The sequence below is a fragment of the Sphingobium sp. B7D2B genome (assembly GCF_025961895.1).
In the GTDB taxonomy this organism is placed as follows: Bacteria; Pseudomonadota; Alphaproteobacteria; order Sphingomonadales; family Sphingomonadaceae; genus Sphingobium.
The window spans coordinates 3,363,661-3,381,735 of record NZ_JAOQOM010000001.1; the positions used below are offsets into that span (position 1 = coordinate 3,363,661).

An 18,075-nucleotide genomic window follows, 5' to 3' on the forward strand; every position below is an offset into this window, starting at 1 on the left:
CGATAAACATATACATGAACTCGCTCAGCGAGATCATACATGTAGACAAGACATATCTGTAGTTGATCACATATTTTATCGCCCGACTCATCACAGTCCTGTCTCATTTTTACAAAATAGATACATCGCACCTCCGCCAAATTCCTCTGGAGTTCGCCGATTATTAGGATTGCAGCTGCCGAAAATGCGCGCTAGATCGCTAACCGGAAAAATATCCGGAAATATGGCGAGCATCGCGAGAGGCGACGAGAGGGTCTCCATTTCGCTAGAATTCGCCCGAGGGAGACTGAGATGAAAAACCTGGAATTGGCAACCATAAGCTCGGCAGCGCTGGTTCTCGCTTTGTTAGCAGGGCCGGCAAGCGCACAGGTTGGATCGGCATCGGCGGCCCCGCAAGCGACGCCACAGGACAGCCGGGCAGGCGGCCTTGAGGACATTGTGGTCACCGCCACGCGCCAGTCGACGAATTTGCAGGATACGCCGATCGCCATCACCGCGGTCACGGCCGAGGCGATCGAGCAGAAGGGCATCACCAGCGTCGGCGAACTGACCGCTGTGGTTCCCAACACGCAATTCCGGAAGTCGCAGGGTGCATTTGGGCCGGGTATCGACGCGACGATCCGGGGGATCGGCAATCGGGATACGAGCCTCGCCAGCGAGCCTGTCGTCGCTTTCTATCTCGACGACGTCTATTTCCCGACGCTGCTCGGGTCGAACTTCGATCTTCTGGATATCGAGCATATCGAGGTGCTTCGGGGCCCGCAGGGCACCCTGTTTGGGCGGAATTCGCTTGCCGGCGCCGTCAACATCATCAGCAAGCAGCCCTCCACCAGCGATGTTTATGGGCGTATTCAGATCACGGCGGGATCCTATGACCGCATGGACTTCCGCGGCTCGCTGAATCTGCCGTTGAACGAGCAGCTCGCCCTCTCCGTTTCCGCGCTCTCGAAGAAGCGGACCGGTTATCAGAAGATCCTCGATTTCACCTGCGAGATGCGCGCGCGCGGCACGCCTGCGCTATCGGGCTCCTTGCCTTATGCCTCGACCCTCAACATGCCGACCGCCGGGTTCACGCCCAAGGATTGCGTCGTCGGCCATCAGGGCGGCGAAGATGTGCAGGCCTACCGGGGGTCCTTGCTCTGGAAGCCGTCCGAGGATCTGCGGTTCACGGTGACGGGCGACTATATCCGCGATACGAGCGAGAATAACGCCGATAGCATCGTCGGGATCATCAACAACCGGGTATCCGGGACGGTCGTGTCTGCCGCCAACACCCTGGGTCTGGCCTATGACACCCGCTTCCTGACTGGCGACCCCTACAGCACCTACGCCAGCTTCAGCGATCCCATCGCCGCAGGCACGGTCATCCCGGGCAACACATTCTATAACGGCCTGCGGATCAATGGTGTGGCCGTGCGCGGCGGCGCCAGCTTTTCGCCGTTCATCGACCTCAAGAACTGGGGTGTCTCAGCCAAGATGAGCTGGGACATCAATCCCGACATCAATTTCCTCGCGGTGGTCGCCCATCGTGAGATGGTCGAGACCCATTCCTATGACGATGATGGCTCGCCGCTCAATGTGGTGTTGCGGTCCAATACCTTCTCGGAGGAATATTGGACGGCCGAAGCGCGCCTGTCCGGCAAGTCATCGTTCATCGACTGGGTCGTGGGCGGCTTCTACTTCACGGCCGATGGCTCGCAGCACGCCGCCTTCATCTCGCCCCAAAGCTCGTTCCAGCGGCTGATCGATTCTGAGTTCAACCCGACGAGCAAGGCGGTCTTCGCCAACGCCACGATCCGGCCATTTGGTGAAGCGCTCAGCTTCGTGGGCGGCCTGCGCTATTCGGACGACAAGAAGGTCGTCGACTTCTATAACGTCCTCGACACCTCACCCAGCGCCAGCGACACGGTCTTTTACGTCGTTCCGCAGCAGACGCGGTTCGACTGGAAGGCCGGCGTCAATTATCAGCTGGCGTCCAACGCGCTCATCTATGTGTCCGCTGCGACCGGCAACTCGCTTCCCGGCTTCGATCCGCGCCCGCAACAGCCCTCGCAGATCGCGCAATATGATGGCAATGACGACATCGCTTACGAAATCGGCGCCAAGCTCGATCTCTTCGATCGTCGGGTGCGCCTGAATCTCGCGGCCTTCTATACCGACTTCAAGAACCGCCCGACTTCGATTTCAGGATCCGAGGCCCTGCTGGACGCAAATGGTCAGCCCGTGCCCGGAAATCGCACGCTCGTCCCACTCGCGGGAGGCCCTGCGGGGTCGACCACCTGCGGTGCGGTTGTGGCGGCAGGCACCGGCATCACCTGCCTCGGGCGGACCTATTATCGCAATCAGGCCGCAAAAATCCGCGGCTTTGAAGCCGAGTATACCATCAATCCCGTCGATGGCCTGCTCATCAATGGCTCGGTGGGGTACACCAAGCTGACGGCGCCGGACATTCGGGAGCGCGCAGTCAACCGGCGGCAGAATTCGCCGTTCTGGACGGCAAACGCGGGCGTGCAGTACACGGCAGAGCTTCCGTCACTGGCCGGATCGATCACGCCCCGGGTGGACTGGATCTATGAATCGAGCCAGGTGGTGTCCGGCACGTCGACCACCTTTGATAACCTTATGCCGGCGCGTTCGGTCTTCAATGCCCGCCTGACCTACGACAACGACGAATATGACTTCTCTATCGCCGTGGGAGCCACGAACCTCTTCGACAAGGTCTATTATTATAACGTGTTCGACTCCCAGGCATTGGGCGCGGCCTACACCAATGCGCAGCCGGCGGCGCCGCGCCAGTTCTACCTGACTGTGGAGAAGAGCTTCTGAGAATGCGCTGAGCCGAGCATTCGGCTCACCCCAAAGCGACACAGGGCTGTCGGCTGGCGCCGGCGGCCCTGTCCGCTTCTGGGCCGCCTGCTTCTGGTTCTGCCCGCCATGCAGGATCGGCTAAGGGCGTCAGCTTGATTCTGACCGCCAGCCGTGGAAAGCAGAGCAGCATCATTCCCCGCGAAAAGTCGGAATATTGAACATGGCCAAATCGAAAACGCAGACTGGGGAGCAGGAGGGCGTGCGCGCGGTGGATGACGACTTCATTCCCTCGCTGGAAAAAGGGCTAGCCGTCCTGGAGTTGTTCGGATCCGACAATCCTGACTGGACCTTGAGTCAGATTGCGCGGGAGCTCAAGCTCACCCCCGGGACCACCCGCCGTATTCTGCGGACTCTGGAGAAATTGGGTTATGCCGTTGCCGACGAGGGGCGTTTCTGCCTCACCCCCCGGGTTCTCAAACTCGGCTTTTCCTACCTCTCGTCGCAGCCCTTTGCTACCATCGCGAAACCGCTTCTCACCCAGCTTGCGCGCAGGCTGAATGCGACGTGCTGCATCACTGTGCTGGACGAGCGGGATGTGGTCTACATCGCGCGGGGCACGCATAAGCCGATCGAGCCCTTTTACGTGCATGTCGGCGCGCGACTGCCGGCCTATGCGACGGCGCCGGGCAAGGTCCTGCTCGCCGGATTGGCGCCGGACGTCTTGGCAGAGCGCCTGAAGGGCTGGGACTTCCAATCCTTTACGCCCAACACCCTTTCGAGTGCCGCAGCGCTGAAAGCCGATGTGGAAGAGGCGCGGAGCAAAGGCTACGCCCTGAACGATCAGGAGATCTTCCTGGGCCAGCGCTCCATTGCCGTTCCCCTGTCGCTGGGCGGGGTTCAGGCGGCTTCGATTGTCGCAGCCGCCTCGGTCAGCAGTGCGTCACTGGATCGGCTGGTGGCCGATCTGCTTGGCCCATTGCAGGAGGCTGCGATCGAGATCGAACAGGCGGCGTCTTCGCTGCTCTGACGGCAGCCGCACCGGCGCAACTAGTCCTTCCAGGAGGCCTTCCACGTCGCGCAGACTTTGTTGCCGTCGGGGTCGCGCAGATAGGCGATATATGGCTGGCCGTAACTGCCCGGCCGCGTGCCAGGCGCGCCATCGTCTACCCCTCCATTGGCCAACCCGGCACGATGAAACGCATCGACATGTTCCGGGCTTGGCGCCCGAAAGCCGATCGTGCCGCCATTCGCGAAGGTTGCCGGATCGCCATTGCGCGGCGCCCTGACAGCGAAGCCCTGCTCACCACAACGATAAGAAAGCAGGGGCGCGTCCGGGGCGGCGGCATTGGCGTGCCCCAGTGCCCCCATCACGGCATCGTAAAACTGCCGCGCTCTCTCCAGGTCATTCGTTCCGACAAAGATGTGATTGAACATCATGGCTGGGACACGCAGGCCGCTGCTGTGCACCCCGCCCGATCGAGGCGAATGCCCGAAACGGAGACCCGCTGCATGACCCGCCGCTCACCGTGATAATCATTGACGGCATAGTGCAGGACCTGGAGATTATCCCAGAACGCCACCGTTCCCGGGCGCCACTTGAGACGGACCTGATATTCCGGTCGTTCGCACTTCTGGAACAGATATTGGAGCAAGGGCGCGCTCTCTTCCTGCGTCCAGCCCTCGAAATGGGTCGTGTAGCCGCGGTTGACGAACAGGGATTTACGGCCGGTGATCGGATGCCGGATGACCACGGGATGGGTCGCCTTCACGATCTTCGCCTTGGCGCCTGCATATTGGGGCAGCAGGGACATCGACGTGATGACCCGCTCGTTATTATGCTCTGCGCGCATCGTTTCGAGCTGGGTCTTCATGCCCTCGGAGAGATCATCATAAGCGGCAGCGAGGCTCGCAAACACCGTGTCGCCGCCGGCTGACGGCAGCACCTTCGCCGCGAGGATAGAGCCCCAGGACGGAACCTCGTTGAATGTCTGGTCGGCATGCCAGCCTCCGCCCACATTCTTGAGCTGCTGCTCTTCCTTCTCGATCATCGTGATCTGCGCGTCCGCCACTGGCGCTCGCTTTGCGCCCGGCAAGGCAAAGCGGCCTGCAAATGCGCGTTGCCGGTCGGCGCTGAGATCCTGATCGCGGAAAAAGATGACGCCATTCTCGGCGAGAGCTTTTGTGATCTGCTCGATCGTCCGGTCATCAAGATCCTTGGACATGTCCACATTGCCAATCTCGGCGCCGATGAGACCGTTGATCCGCGTGACTGAAATGTCGTCCAAATTTCCTCTCCGAACCCCGCGATGCATCGCTCTTGTCTGGGCGGACGCCTGCTCAAGACGCCGCTGGGACGCTGCCGAAACCCGCCCGCGCCGCAATAAGCCGGAAAATATTCCGGATTTATAAATTGCATGGCTTTGTCTGCGGCGCAAGCCATCCTCCGGCCTTGAGAAGCGGAAATTTCTCCGGTAGCATCTGCGGATCAATGGATGATGCAAGACCGGCGGTGGGAAACTGCCTCCGCGCCCTGCGAGCCTCCTGACATTCTTCATCTGCCTTTCCGGGGAAGACCGAAACCATGAGAAGATCACTGCGCCGATTGCTAACGTTGGCGAGCATCGGCAGCTTCTGCGTCGCCGCGAGTCCGTTCACGGCAACTCCCGCATTCGCTGCGCCCATCGTCCTTGAGCGGCAAGGTTCGTTTTCGGTCGGTGGTGCGCTGCTGGGCGATGCCGCGTCGGGGCATCTGTCGTGCGATCATGGGTTCGTGGAATATCAGATCCCCCGGCGGGCGCGGAAGACCGCGCTGTTGCTGTGGCACAGTTCCAGCGTGGCCGTGTGGCAAAACCGGTGGGATGGCGGCGAAGGCTTCCAGAGCATCTTCCTGCGACGCGGTTTCCCGATCTACCTCTGGGATGGTCCGCGCGTTGGCCGCGCGAACTGGGGCTGCGAGGATTATACCTACAAGGCAGTGCCCGGCCGAGATGAGGGGAATTTCAAGGCCTGGCGCCTGGGGGAAGCCTACCCCAACTGGTTCCCGGGCATCCAGTTCCCCAAGGACGACCCGCAAGCCTGGGATCAGGCAATGCGCGCGCGGTACGATGAGTTCGACACTGTACCGAACGCTCAATTGCAGAGCGCGGCAGCGGCGAAGGCGGTCGACCGAATTGGGCCGACGGTGCTTGTCACCAATTCCGGCGGCGGGTTCAGAGCCTTCATGACCGCGCTCGAGAGTGACAATGTCAAAGGCATCGTCGCTTACGAGCCGCCCGGGTTCGTGTTTCCTGAAGGGGAAGGCCCGCCGGCCGGAAAGGGACCGTTCGGCCCGGTCAAGGTGTCCGCTGAGCAATTCAAGCGGCTCACGCGCATCCCGATCCAGATCGTGTTCGGCGACCACATTGCGCAGTCGACGAACTGGAGTGCGGCCTATCGCGCAGCGACGACCTTTGTGGCGATCGTCAACGCCCATGGCGGCAAGGCGGAAATCCTGTCCTTGCCTGCCGCCGGCCTCTCGGGGAACACCCACCTCCCCTTTGCGGACCTCAATAATGTGGCCGTGGCCGACCTCCTCTCGGCCTTCCTTCACCGGCACGGGCTGGACGAGCGCTGACAGCTGCTGCCGTGGGGCAAGCCGGCCTTAGGACGGGCGCGGCGGCATGGTCAGCCCGCGCTGAACTGCCGGCCGCGCCAGTCCTTGTTCGAGCCATCGCGCGACGTGGGGCATTGATCCGAAGTCAACCAGCTCTGCCGCGTCGAACAGGCCGACAATATTACGGATCCATCCGAGCAGCGAGATGTCGACGATCGAATAGTCCTTGCCAAGAAACCACTCCCGATCTTTGAGCCGCGTGTTCATGACGCTGAGCAGCCGAGCCGTTTCCGCCGCATAGCGGTCTCTGGGTCGCTTGTCCTCCCAGTCCTTGCCCGCGAATTTGTGGAAAAAACCCAGCTGGCCGACCGTCGGACCAACGCCCCCGACCTGGAACATCAGCCACTGCAGCGCTTCCCAGCGACCGGATGCGTCGGTGGGCATGAACTGCCCGGTCTTCTCGGCAAGGTAGAGCAGAATGGCACCGGACTCGAACAGAGCGATCGGGGCTCCTCCGGGACCAGACGGATCGACGATGGCCGGAATCTTCCCGTTCGGGCTGATCGAGAGAAACTCCGGGCTCTTTTGCTCGTCCGTCGAAAAGGCGACGAGATGCGCCTCATAAGGCAGCCCCGTCTCTTCAAGCATGATAGAGACCTTCACGCCATTAGGCGTGGGGACGGAGTAGAGCTGAATCCGATCGGGGTGTTCGGCCGGCCAACGCCGGGTGATTTCCATCTCAGACAGGCTGGGCATCGCAATTCTCCGCTATGTTGGGGCATGGGAAGCTTCAACGCTCGAAAAGTAGGTTCTTGCCGCGTCCATCAGGTGATCGATGACCGCCTGCCGCGCTTCCAATGTGAAGCTTGCGGCGTGCGGCGTCAGGATCACATTCTCGAGGCGAGCCAGGCGCGGGTCGAAGTCCGGCTCCTTGTCGAACACGTCGAGCGCCGCGCCGGCGATCGTGCGACCTTCCAGGGCCTCAATCAACGCCTCTTCATCGATCACGGCGCCGCGCGCGATGTTGACGACGATGCCTCGGGGGCCAAGCGCGTTCAGGACGTCGCGGGTGACCATGCGCCGCGTCTGATCCGTCACCGCGCAGGCCAGCACCAGAATGTCGCACGCGGCAGCGAGCGCGGTTACGTCGGAATGATAAGTGTAGGCGCAATCCGCGACCGGCGCGCGCGCATGGTAATCAACAGACATGCCCAGGCTGGCACATTTCTCGGCGAGCCTCCGTCCGATCCGACCCAGCCCGACAATGCCAACCCGCCGGTCGCTCACGCGACGGCCATTCATGAAGCGGTTCTCCGCCCAACGTCCGCTGCGCATGAACCGGTCCGCCGCGACGATGTTGCGCTCGGCGGCGTAGATGAGCCCGAGTGCAAAATCGGCGACATCCTCCGTGAACTGGTCTGGGGTGTGCGCGAGGACGATCTGGCGTGCGGCCAGCGCCTCGACGTCGATATTGTCCAGACCAGCGCCGAGGGAGAGCACCAATCCTAAATCCGGCAGCGCTTCCAGAAGGCCCGAGGGAATGCCAAGGACCGCCCGCGTGGCCACAGCGCGCACAGTCGATGGAATTGCCGTGACGGGCTGCGAATTCGCGCCTTCGAGCGGGACGGGGATCAACCGAAAATCGCGTTCGAGCGCGGTTCGCAAATCTGCGGGCAGCTCGGCGATGAGGGCAATTTCGGGCAGGTCGTTCACGTTCGCTCCTTCTGGCTGACTTGCATGACCTAAAGAATTAGGTCAATAGCGCTAGCCCCGGCCGTCGCCCGACGGTGAAATCACGTCAGGAGGCAGAAGCATGACCAGCAACTCCGGAATCTCCGGTGACGGTCGTCCTCCGCACATCCTGCCGGCCGGCGCCTGGGATTGCCACACCCATGTTTTCGGGCCGCGTCGGCACTTTCCGCTCGCACCAGGCGGCGCTTACGAGCCTCCGTCCGCCGACCGCGACCTGCATCTTGCGACGCTCGACCGGCTGGGGTTCGATCATGCGCTTCTCATCCAGCCCTCCCTCTATGGCGACGATCATAGCGCCCTGCTGGATGCTTTGCGCCACGGCCAGGGCCGGCTGCTGGGAGTCGGCTCTGTCAGCGCGACGATCGATCGAGATAGGCTGGCAGCATTAAGAAGCGCAGGCGTCGTCGCCCTTCGTTTTGTCGGCGTGCCGGGGCCGGACGGCGGCCCCTATCCGGGGACGCAAGGCTTTGATCAACTTGAGGATCTGCGCAGCGACATGCGCGCTCTCGGGCTTCACGCCCATGTGTGGGGAAGTTTGGAGCAATGCGCTGATCTGGCGCTTGGCGACGCTTGGAGCGATATGCCGTTGGTGTTCGATCACCTCGCCGGTCTCTCCCCGGATGACCGTCCGGGCACCTATCGCTTCGACCGGCTACTGGATGCCATCGCCACCGGCATGGCCTGGGTCAAGCTGACCTATTTTCGGCGGTCGGCACTGCCGGGCGCCTATAGCGACATGCAGCCGGTCGTATCCGCACTTGTAGACGCGGCACCCCACCGGGTGATCTGGGGATCGGACTGGCCCTTTGTACGGACCGCTCAGGTGCCCGACCCGTCGGCCCTGCTCAATCAGCTCCGGTCCTGGGTGGGAGAAGAGGCTTTCCGTCGCTGCCTTTCAGACAACCCTGCCGCCCTTCTCGGCATGAAAATGCCTTGACCGTGCCAATCCCGACTCCTAGAACTAAAACCTAGTTATATGGGTATTCTCTTGTCATGATTACCGAGGATCTGGTCCAGGAGATATCGGAATCCCTCTACTCAGCCGCATTGCGGAGGGTTCCGCCGGATACGGTCCAGGCGCTGGAAGCTGCTCGGGAAAATGAAGCGCAGGAGAGCGCCAGGGCAACGCTCGATCTCATGGTGCGAAGTGCGCGTCTCGCAGAGGCGAGAGACACATTCATCTGCTCGGACAGTGGTGTGCCGACCTATTTCGTCGAAATCGGCGGGGCGGCACAGTGGCAGGGCGACCTCAAGGCCGCCATTACCCGCGGCTTCGACCATCTTGTCGAGACCATTTCACCGCCCCTTCTCAAACACGTCAATAATCCCCTGACGAACGAGCGCGGCGGCCCGGGCAAGGACATGCCCGCCATTACCGTCGATCTGCTTGGCAATGCCGATTACATCGACATCACCTGCGTGCCCAAGGCGCTCGGGTCCGGACGTTGGGCATCCTTGCGCACGTTGATCTCGCCTTCGCTGGAAGACATCGAAGCCTGCGTGCTGGATGCCATCATCGAAGCGGGGTCTCAGCATTGCCCCCCTGTCGTTGTTGGCGTGGGAATTGGCGGTAATTTCGACCTGACGGCCAAACTCGCCAATCGCGCGACCTATCGTGAGATCGGCTCTCTCAACCCCAATCCAACGCTCGCGGCCATGGAAGAGCGGCTGACCGAGGCGGCCAATGCAACGGGTTTCGGCCCGATGGGGGTTGGCGGCAGCACCACGGCGCTTGCCGTCCACATCGATTATGCTTTCGGTCATGGCTACACGCCGGTCGCGGTCTGCTTCAATTGTTGGATCAACCGGCGGGCGAAGGCGCGGCTCCATAGCGATGGCCGCGTGGAACGACTGCTCTGATGGCGGTCGTCTCGATCACATGCCCGCCTTCCCGGGACGCGGTGGCCGCGCTCAATGTTGGCGATCTGGTCTTTTTGAGCGGCGATATCGCCGTCACCGGCGGCCTGCCGGCCCACAAGCGGATGATCGACTGTCTCGATCGCGACTTGCCGCTGCCGCTGACGTTTGAAGGTGTTTTCATCCATCTCCCGCACATGATCGAGGCGCGGCCCGACGGCGGTTATGATGTGCAGTACGTCAATCCCACGACCAGCCGCCGCTTCGATGCCTATATGCCGCAGCTTATCCGGGATCTGGACCTGCGCATCGTTGGCGGCAAGGGCGGCCTGGGCGCGGACGTCGCCAAGGTCATGGCAGAAACAGGCTGCGTCTACCTGTCGCTGCTTGGCGGCGGGAGCCCGATCCTGTCCGAAGCGATCAAAGCGGTTCTCGCCGTCGAATGGCGGGATTTTCCATCGCATTTCAGGCTAAGCAAGATGAGAGTCGAAAATCTCGGCCCTCTCACCGTCGGCATCGATGCCCGGGGCCGCTCCATCTACCAGTCTCTTGAAGATCAGGCGCGCAGTCGCCTGCCCGCAATCATGCAGACGCTCAAACAGCGTCGCGTAGCAGCCGAAAGATCGGAATAATCATGGCCAACATCCAGCCCCTCTTTTTCGATCCGAAGGACAGCGCGTCGTTCAAACGCGGTATCTTCAATGCCATTGTGGCGCCCCGGCCCATCGGGTGGCTGAGCACGGTCGACGAGCACGGCAAGTCCAATCTGGCGCCCTTCTCCTATTTCAATATCGTCTCGAACCTGCCGCCTATCCTCATGTTCTCCTGCAACACGCCGGAGGATCGGCCGGCCAAGGACACGTTGGCGAACGTCAGGAAGACCGGCGAGTTCGTCTTCAATCTCGTCGCTGCCAGTCAGCTCGAAGCGATGAACGATACCTCCTCGCCGGTCCCTTACGGCGTCGACGAATTCGAGCATTTCGGGATCGAAAAAGCGCCTTGCCGGGTCGTCGCCGCGCCCCGCGTTGCCGCTTCGCCCTGCAGCCTGGAATGCCGGGTCATCAAGGTGATCTCGTTCGGCGGCGGCGATCTGGGCCCGGAGACGAATGTCACGTTCGGCGAGGTGGTGGGGATGCATATTGCGCCCGGCTATCTGCACGAAGACGGGCATTTCGACACGCTCGCAGCCCGTCCGGTGTCGCGACTGGGCGGCGCCGAATATGCGGTGACGCAAGAGAGCTTCGAACTGACGCGCAAGTTCAAGCGCGCCAATGAAGCAACCTATTGAGGGCCGAACACATGAACAAGCCAGTGCGAACGCCCATGCTCGTGGACCTGATGCCCTCTCCTGCCGATGAGCTTGGCCGCACCGCTGCCAGAGCGCAGAATTTCTCCATCGAGCGGGTCGAAAGCGGGCCCGCCGCATCGCATCGCTTCGCTTCGGAGCGGGAGATCATCCTGCTTCTTCCGCATGCCGGGGGAACGCTGAGCGGAGATCGGGCCATGGCGCTGCCTGACCACAGTGTGGTCATCATCCCGGCCGGCGCCTATGCCTTCGAATTGGACCGGCCCGCGGCCTTCTATCTTCTCGCGACCCATCGTGAGCAGGCCGACATGGCGATGCCCCGCAATGCCGACGCCTATGCTTCGCATGACGCGCGGGTGCGTCCCGTGGGCAAGGCTTATGAGCGCATCGCGCATAGGGGGGATGTCCGCATTCACCGGATCGAGGATGTGACCATTCCGCCCGACAATGGCAGGCTGCGTTTCCTTCAAAGCGAAACCATGAGCATCAACTGGGTCGAATATGACGGGCTGCGGGACAATAGCGCGCTAAGCCCCCATGCCCATGCCGATCTGGAGCAGGCAAGCCTGGCCATCGAAGGCCAGTTCACCCACCATCTGCGGACCCCCTGGGGCCGCGATGCGCGGCTCTGGCAGGAGGATCAGCATCTGCCTGCCGGCCCTTCCAGCGTGGTCGTCATTCCGCCCGAGATCATCCACACCACGGAAGGCGTAGGAGACGGCAAGCATGTGCTGGTCGACGTGTTCGCGCCGCCTCGCGCCGACTTCATCGCGAAGGGCTGGGTGTTCAACGCACATGAATATCAGGTCCATGCGGAGCCGGCGGCATGAGCAGGGAAGCGCCTCGCGGGCTGTTCATCAAGACGCCCGCGCCACAGATTGTCGAGATCCTGGCGCTAGAGAAGCCGGATTTCGCGGTGATCGATGCGGAGCATGGCCCTTTCGACCGGGGCATGCTCGATCTCATGATGCTGGCAGGACGCGCGGCGCAGTTGCCCTTATTGGTGCGGGTTGCCGACGCCCAGAGCAGCTCGATCTGCGGCGCTCTGGATCTTGGGGCCGCCGGGATCATGGTTCCCCATGTCGCGTCGGTGGAGATGGCACGCGCCGTGGTCGCGAGCGCCCGCTATAAGGGCGGCAAAAGAGGCTATTCGAGCGCGCCGCGCCACGCAAATTACGGTTCGGGCTCGATGCGTGACGTCATCGATGCCGCGGACGATGTCCTTGTTCTGGTGCAAATCGAACATCCGGACGCGGCACTTGAGGCGAAAGCGATTCTGGAGCTTGAGGGCGTCGACGGGATCGTAATCGGTCGGGCGGACCTGGCCGTCGCCTTGGGCGAAAGCGACGCCTCCTCCCCTGCTGTCGAAGCGATCGTGACCTCGATTTTTCAGGCCGTGGCAGACAGCGAAAAGATCAAGGGCGTCGTCGTCTCCAGTGAGGCGGAGCACCGTTACTTCTCGGACATGGGTGCCAACTGGTATATCATGGGGAGCGATCAAAGCCTTTTACGGAAGGCAGCCCGGCAGCTAATGGCGGACTCTTTGTAACGGAGACAGGCTGTGAGCACGCATTCAACCCGGTCCAATCCGAAAGGCGCCGGTGGCCGGCCCGCAGGAGCCGCCGACCTCGGCAGCCGGGGCATCGCGCGCTATCATCAACTCGCGGCCGTCTTCCGCCGCCATATCGAGACGGGTGTGTGGGAAGTCGGCAGCCAGATACCGACCGTCGTTGAGCTGGCCCTGTCCTATGATGTGGCGCGGGAGACCGTCCGGCAGGCCCTGGGCATGTTGGCCGATGAAGGTCTGATCCGCCGATACCGCGCCAAAGGCACGTTCGTCACCGGCGCACCGCGCGATCAGATCTGGTGCCAGTTGGAGACGAACTTCCTCGGCCTGCTCCAGGCGCGCGAAGGCGCACAGATTGAATTGGTCGGCGAGGAGCGCAAGGTCGGCATCGCGGGAACGATCGAGTTTGGCGTTGCCGACGGGGCCTATCGCAAGCTGAGCCGTCGGCACTGGCGCGATGACCAGCCCTATATGATCGCCGAGGTCTTCATTTCCGAGCGCTGGGCGAACAAGATTCCGCGCGCGGCGTTCACAAGCAAGACGGCGTTGAAGCTGGTCGCCGACATCGATGGCCTCGCCATTGCCGATGTGGAGCAGATCATGACCATCGGCGTAGCGGATCTCGACGCGTCGGTCTCTCTCCAGATCCCGCTCAACGCCCCTGTCGCGCAGATCGAGCGCTATGTGGTCGATGCGGACGGCATTCTTGTTCTGTTTGCGCGGAACACCTATCGGGGGGACGTCGTTCGCCTCAACATCAAGTCCAAATAGGCTTGAAACGGTCATTTCGTGGCCATTTCCTCCCAATCTCCGCTTTACTAGGCGGTTAATCTGGATATATAGGTTTTATGTGAGGGAGAGCGTGCGCTGATGAGGGCGCGCTGTCGAGCCGGAGGGATGCAATGAACTGGCCACAGTTGATCGGCATAGGTTGCGCAGTGACATCGTCATGCGTCGGCGCCTTCGGGCTCTTCACCCTCAAGCCATTACCGCCATCAGCCCGGCTGGGCGCCCTCGCGACGCTGGATAGCGACGGAAACGGCCAGCTTTCGCGCGCGGAATGGGCATCCGGCGGTCGAAAGGCTGCCGCTTTCGACGCCCAGGATACCAACCGCAACGGCACCCTTGAACCCGCCGAGGTCCGGTCTCGGCGCGGCGCTGCTCGGAAGGATTGATTATGGATGCTCGGCCCGGCCTTGCCGGTGGCGCTCTCAAGCCAGCCGCCACCAAATTCTCCAGTCAGCAGCTCTGGGCACTGACGATCCTGGGGATTTTCAGCGGCTTCAACATGGTCGATCGCGGCTTGCTGGCGCTCAATCTGGAGCCGATCAAGCTCGAGCTCGGTGCGACCGATACCCAGATGAGCCTGGCCGCAGGCATCGGCTTCTTCCTGCTGAATGCCGTCGCCGGCGTGCCCCTGGCGCGTCTGGCCGATCGCTACAGCCGTCGCGACATCATCGCCATCGGTTTCGGCTTTTACAGCCTGATCATCGGCTTGATGGGGATGGTCACCAGCTTTGTCGGCCTGCTGTTCACGCGCATGCTGCTGGGGATCGGCGAGGCATCGGGTAACGCCCCTTCCAGCGCGATGGTCAACGATCTGGTGCCGCCGCAAAACCGCCGGATGGCCCTTGCAAGCCTGCGGATTTTCGGCGCGGTCATCGTTCTCGTGATGATGAGCAGCCTCGGCTACGTCACGGATCGCTACGGCTGGCGTGCGTCTTTCTACGTTCTGGCTTTGCCGGCGATCATCCTCGTGCCGTTGGCCATCTTCACCGTGCGCGAGCCGGAGCGCGAGAAGGACGCCCAGGGCAAGGCCATTGCACCGGTCAGCCTGAAAGCGGCCTGGGCTCAGTGGCGCCGCTCACCGGCTTTCCTGCTTGTGATCACCGGGTTCGCGCTGGCTGGCGTGACGTTGCAGGCCAACAGTGTATGGGCGCCGGCCTTCCTCGTTCGCGTTCGGGAACTGTCTCCCACGGAAATCGGCGTGCTTTCGGGAATTTCGCGGGGCCCGGCCTTGCTGATCGGCGCGCTTGTCGGCGCATGGGTCACCGACCGGCTCGCCCGGCGTGACCATCGCTGGCGCTTCTGGGTGCCGGGGATCATGCTGATGCTCGGGGCGCCCGCCGAAATGACCTATCTGATGGCAGACGACTATTGGGTGTGGATGCCCGCCTATCTGCTGACCGGAATGCTGATCATGGGGTCGCAAGCGTCGACGGTTGCCATCTGCATGGACGTATCGGGCGCCGGTCTGCGCGCGACAGGGTTGGCCTTCGCGCTCCTCGCCAGCAATTTTCTGGCCGATCTCATCGGGCCCACCAGCATCGGCCTGATGAACGATACGATCTTCGCCGATCTTGGCGTCCACGCGTTGCGCTATTCGATGGGAATCGTGGCGTGCTCGGCGGCCGTTGGCGGCTTTCTGATCTTCGTCGCCTCCCGGTTTGAGACGGAGCAAACCCGCTCCGGCTAGCCGATGGCGGCGGGACATGGGCGCCTTGGGCGGATCGGCGTTCGCCCCCTGCCCTACCCCGCGTGATCCGTTCGGTTTTGGCCTCCTGGATTTAACATCATGATCGACAAGACCTTTGAATCCCTGATCGAGGCGACAGCGGATATCCCTGATGGCGCCTCGGTGATGATCGGCGGGTTCGGAACCGCTGGCATGCCGGACGAACTCGTCGACGCGCTGATTGCGCGGGGCGTGGGCAACCTCACCATCATCAGCAACAATGCGGGCAATGGCGAAACGGGCCTCGCAGCATTGATCCGGGCCGGATGCGTCGCGAAGATCATCTGCTCCTTCCCGCGCCAGGTTGATTCCCACCATTTCGACGCGCGCTATCGGGCCGGAGAGATCGAGCTCGAACTCGTGCCGCAAGGCAATCTGGCAGCACGGATACAGGCCGCCGGTGCGGGCCTTGGCGCAATCTTCACGCCCACCGGCTTTGGCACGCAACTCGCAGAGGGCAAGGAAACCCGCCGCATCGGCGAGCGCGATTATGTGCTGGAATATCCGATCTCGGCGGACTTCGCGCTGATCAGGGCGCATCGCGGCGACCGCTGGGGCAATCTCGTCTACAGCAAGACGGCCCGCAACTTCGGCCCGATCATGGCGATGGCGTCCAGAACATGCATCGCTCAGCTGTCCGAAATCGTCCCGCTGGGCGCCCTCGATCCTGAAGCGATCGTGACGCCCGGCATCTTTGTCCAGCGGGTGGTGCAGGTCGATCGCCGGCGCGTGGCCGCCGCATGAGGAGAAGCCTGCCATGAACCGACGCGATCGCAATCAGCTTGCCCAGCGCGTGGCGCAGGACATCCCGGAGGGCGCCTACGTCAATCTCGGCATCGGACTGCCAACCAAGATCGCGGACTATCTGCCCGCAGACCGCGACATTTTCCTCCAGAGCGAAAATGGACTGCTCGCCATGGGGCCTGCGCCAGCGCCGGGCGAGGAGGATTGGGAACTGATCAACGCAGGAAAGCAGCCGGTCACCCTGCTGCCCGGCGGCGCCTATTTTCACCATGCGGACAGCTTCGCGATGATGAGGGGCGGCCATATCGATATATGCGTGATGGGCGCCTATCAGGTGTCCGTGACCGGCGATCTTGCCAACTGGCACACCGGCGAGGAAGGCGCGATCCCGGCTGTCGGAGGCGCGATGGATCTCGCGATCGGCGCCCGGCAGACCTTCGTGATGATGGACCTGCTTACCCGGCAGGGGAAGAGCAAGCTGGTGGCCGAGTGCAGCTATCCGCTGACAGGGCTGGCCTGCGTGTCCCGCGTTTACACCGATCTTGCGACCTTCGAGGTCGGGCAGGCAGGCGCCCGCGTCATCGACATGGTGGATGGCCTCGGCCTTGACGATCTCTGTGCGCTCACCGGGGTCCCCTTGGAACTCACGGCCGGAGTGCGAGGCCTCTCCGGATCGGGGCAAGAGGCATGAGAGACGCCTTCATCTGCGATGCCATCCGCACCCCGATCGGCCGCTATGGTGGCAGCCTCTCCGGCATAAGGGCGGACGATCTGGGCGCGTTGCCTATCAAGGCGCTGCTCGAACGCAATCCGCAGCTCGACCCAGCCGCGATCGAGGAGGTGTTCTACGGATGCGCCAATCAGGCGGGCGAGGACAATCGCAATGTCGCCCGGATGAGCCTCTTGCTTGCCGGGCTACCTGTCACGGTGCCGGGCGTAACCCATAACCGCCTGTGCGCTTCGGGGCTGGAGGCCGTCAGCGCGGCCGCGCGCGCGATCGGCACGGGGGAGATGCAGCTTGCGCTGGCTGGCGGTGTGGAGAGCATGAGTCGCGCGCCGCTTGTCATGGGCAAGGCCACAGGCGCTTTCGACCGCGATCAGCAGTTGATGGATACCACAATGGGCTGGCGCTTCGTCAATCCAGCGCTCGATGCCGCCTATGGCACGGAGACGATGCCGCGAACGGCCGAGAATGTCGCATCGGCATACCAGATCAGCCGCGCGGATCAGGACGAATTTGCGCTCCGCAGCCAGCAGCGTGCCGCCGCGGCCAGAAGCAGCGGCTTCCACGACGGTGAAATTCTGCCCGTCGCGGTGCCGGGAAAGGTGCGTGGAGAGACGGATCTCATGTCCTTCGACGAGCACCCGCGCCCTACCACCTCCCTTGAAACGCTCTCGCGGCTGAAGCCCTTGTTCGGTGCCGAAGGCACCGTCACCGCCGGAAATGCGTCCGGCATCAATGACGGCGCGGCGGCGATGATCATCGCGAACGAACAGGCCGCGAAGACCTTCGGGCTGACGCCGCGTGCGCGCATCCTCGGCGCGGCGGCGGCGGGCGTTGAGCCCGGGCTAATGGGAATCGGCCCGGTGCCGGCCACGCAAAAGCTGATGCAGCGTCTCGATCTCACCATCCGCGACTTCGACGCGATCGAGCTGAACGAAGCTTTTGCCAGCCAGAGCCTGGCGGTCCTCCGGTCGCTCGGGCTAGAGGACGATGCGGCGCACGTCAATGCGCATGGCGGCGCCATCGCGCTGGGGCATCCGCTCGGCATGTCGGGCGCGCGCCTCGCGCTGACATTGGTGCGTCAATTGGAACAGACCGGTGGCAAACGCGGGCTCGCCACCCTTTGCGTGGGTGTGGGCATGGGCTTGGCGCTGGCGGTGGAGCGCGTCTGAACAGGCGCTTTCAGAGCTTATACGAAGCACTACGGGTG

General features: G+C 62.7%; 18 protein-coding genes. 14 read left to right on the forward strand and 4 right to left on the reverse strand.

Annotation, left to right across the window (positions count from 1 at the left end; translation table 11 throughout):
• Positions 1 to 291: 291 nt before the first annotated feature.
• Positions 292 to 2,826, forward strand: coding sequence for a TonB-dependent receptor (locus M2341_RS15500; RefSeq protein WP_264573772.1), 2,535 nt, complete (start codon positions 292 to 294; stop codon positions 2,824 to 2,826).
• A 241-nt stretch (positions 2,827 to 3,067) separates the two neighbouring features.
• Complete coding sequence (locus tag M2341_RS15505) at positions 3,068 to 3,835, forward strand: IclR family transcriptional regulator C-terminal domain-containing protein (protein WP_264585850.1); 768 nt, start codon at positions 3,068 to 3,070, stop codon at positions 3,833 to 3,835.
• A gap of 20 nt (positions 3,836 to 3,855) precedes the next feature.
• Here M2341_RS15505 and M2341_RS15510 read toward each other — a convergent pair whose 3' ends face one another.
• Both M2341_RS15510 and M2341_RS15515 read right to left on the reverse strand, forming a co-directional pair.
• Complete coding sequence (locus M2341_RS15510; RefSeq protein WP_264580007.1) at positions 3,856 to 4,242, reverse strand: VOC family protein; 387 nt, start codon at positions 4,240 to 4,242, stop codon at positions 3,856 to 3,858.
• Positions 4,242 to 5,093, reverse strand: coding sequence for a TauD/TfdA dioxygenase family protein (locus tag M2341_RS15515; RefSeq protein ID WP_264585851.1), 852 nt, complete (start codon positions 5,091 to 5,093; stop codon positions 4,242 to 4,244). The genes M2341_RS15510 and M2341_RS15515 overlap by 1 nt, the downstream gene beginning before the upstream one ends.
• A 296-nt stretch (positions 5,094 to 5,389) precedes the next feature.
• Between M2341_RS15515 and M2341_RS15520 the strand changes: the two genes are divergently transcribed.
• A complete protein-coding gene (locus M2341_RS15520) occupies positions 5,390 to 6,421 on the forward strand; it encodes an alpha/beta hydrolase (RefSeq protein ID WP_264571871.1) in 1,032 nt (343 codons plus the stop codon).
• Between the two features lie 27 nt (positions 6,422 to 6,448).
• On the opposite strand, the gene M2341_RS15525 is transcribed toward M2341_RS15520, so the two are convergent.
• Together M2341_RS15525 and M2341_RS15530 are read right to left on the reverse strand one after the other, a co-directional pair.
• Positions 6,449 to 7,156: a glutathione S-transferase N-terminal domain-containing protein gene (locus M2341_RS15525; RefSeq protein ID WP_264585852.1), complete on the reverse strand. Its 708-nt coding sequence runs from the start codon at positions 7,154 to 7,156 to the stop codon at positions 6,449 to 6,451.
• Positions 7,157 to 7,168: 12 nt separating this feature from the next.
• On the reverse strand, positions 7,169 to 8,113 hold the full coding sequence (locus M2341_RS15530) for a 2-hydroxyacid dehydrogenase (protein ID WP_264585853.1): 945 nt from the start codon (positions 8,111 to 8,113) through the stop codon (positions 7,169 to 7,171).
• A gap of 100 nt (positions 8,114 to 8,213) precedes the next feature.
• Here M2341_RS15530 and M2341_RS15535 point away from each other — a divergent pair, with 100 nt between their 5' ends.
• The 11 genes from M2341_RS15535 (at position 8,214) to pcaF (ending at position 18,037) form a co-directional block, all read left to right on the forward strand.
• A complete protein-coding gene (locus tag M2341_RS15535) occupies positions 8,214 to 9,089 on the forward strand; it encodes an amidohydrolase family protein (RefSeq protein WP_264585854.1) in 876 nt (291 codons plus the stop codon).
• Between the two features lie 56 nt (positions 9,090 to 9,145).
• The gene (locus tag M2341_RS15540) at positions 9,146 to 10,012 is read left to right on the forward strand and encodes a fumarate hydratase (protein WP_264585855.1); all 867 of its coding nucleotides are present in this window, start codon (positions 9,146 to 9,148) and stop codon (positions 10,010 to 10,012) included.
• Entirely contained in the window at positions 10,012 to 10,641 is a 630-nt protein-coding gene (locus tag M2341_RS15545; RefSeq protein WP_264585856.1) for a fumarate hydratase C-terminal domain-containing protein, read from the forward strand. The genes M2341_RS15540 and M2341_RS15545 overlap by 1 nt, the downstream gene beginning before the upstream one ends.
• A gap of 2 nt (positions 10,642 to 10,643) precedes the next feature.
• Positions 10,644 to 11,297, forward strand: coding sequence for a flavin reductase family protein (locus tag M2341_RS15550; RefSeq protein WP_264585857.1), 654 nt, complete (start codon positions 10,644 to 10,646; stop codon positions 11,295 to 11,297).
• Positions 11,298 to 11,308: 11 nt separating this feature from the next.
• Complete coding sequence (locus M2341_RS15555; protein ID WP_264585858.1) at positions 11,309 to 12,145, forward strand: hypothetical protein; 837 nt, start codon at positions 11,309 to 11,311, stop codon at positions 12,143 to 12,145.
• A complete protein-coding gene (locus M2341_RS15560; protein ID WP_264585859.1) occupies positions 12,142 to 12,864 on the forward strand; it encodes an HpcH/HpaI aldolase family protein in 723 nt (240 codons plus the stop codon). Before M2341_RS15555 ends, M2341_RS15560 begins: the two co-directional genes overlap by 4 nt.
• Before the next feature lie 12 nt (positions 12,865 to 12,876).
• Entirely contained in the window at positions 12,877 to 13,653 is a 777-nt protein-coding gene (locus M2341_RS15565; protein ID WP_264585860.1) for a GntR family transcriptional regulator, read from the forward strand.
• 406 nt (positions 13,654 to 14,059) lie between these two features.
• Positions 14,060 to 15,358: an MFS transporter gene (locus M2341_RS15570; RefSeq protein ID WP_264585861.1), complete on the forward strand. Its 1,299-nt coding sequence runs from the start codon at positions 14,060 to 14,062 to the stop codon at positions 15,356 to 15,358.
• A gap of 99 nt (positions 15,359 to 15,457) precedes the next feature.
• Positions 15,458 to 16,141, forward strand: coding sequence for a 3-oxoacid CoA-transferase subunit A (locus tag M2341_RS15575; protein ID WP_264585862.1), 684 nt, complete (start codon positions 15,458 to 15,460; stop codon positions 16,139 to 16,141).
• A gap of 13 nt (positions 16,142 to 16,154) precedes the next feature.
• A complete protein-coding gene (locus M2341_RS15580; protein WP_264585863.1) occupies positions 16,155 to 16,832 on the forward strand; it encodes a 3-oxoacid CoA-transferase subunit B in 678 nt (225 codons plus the stop codon).
• Positions 16,829 to 18,037 (forward strand): 3-oxoadipyl-CoA thiolase, encoded by a 1,209-nt coding sequence (gene pcaF / locus M2341_RS15585; protein ID WP_264585864.1) that lies wholly within the window; start codon positions 16,829 to 16,831, stop codon positions 18,035 to 18,037. The genes M2341_RS15580 and pcaF overlap by 4 nt, the downstream gene beginning before the upstream one ends.
• Positions 18,038 to 18,075 lie beyond the last annotated feature (38 nt).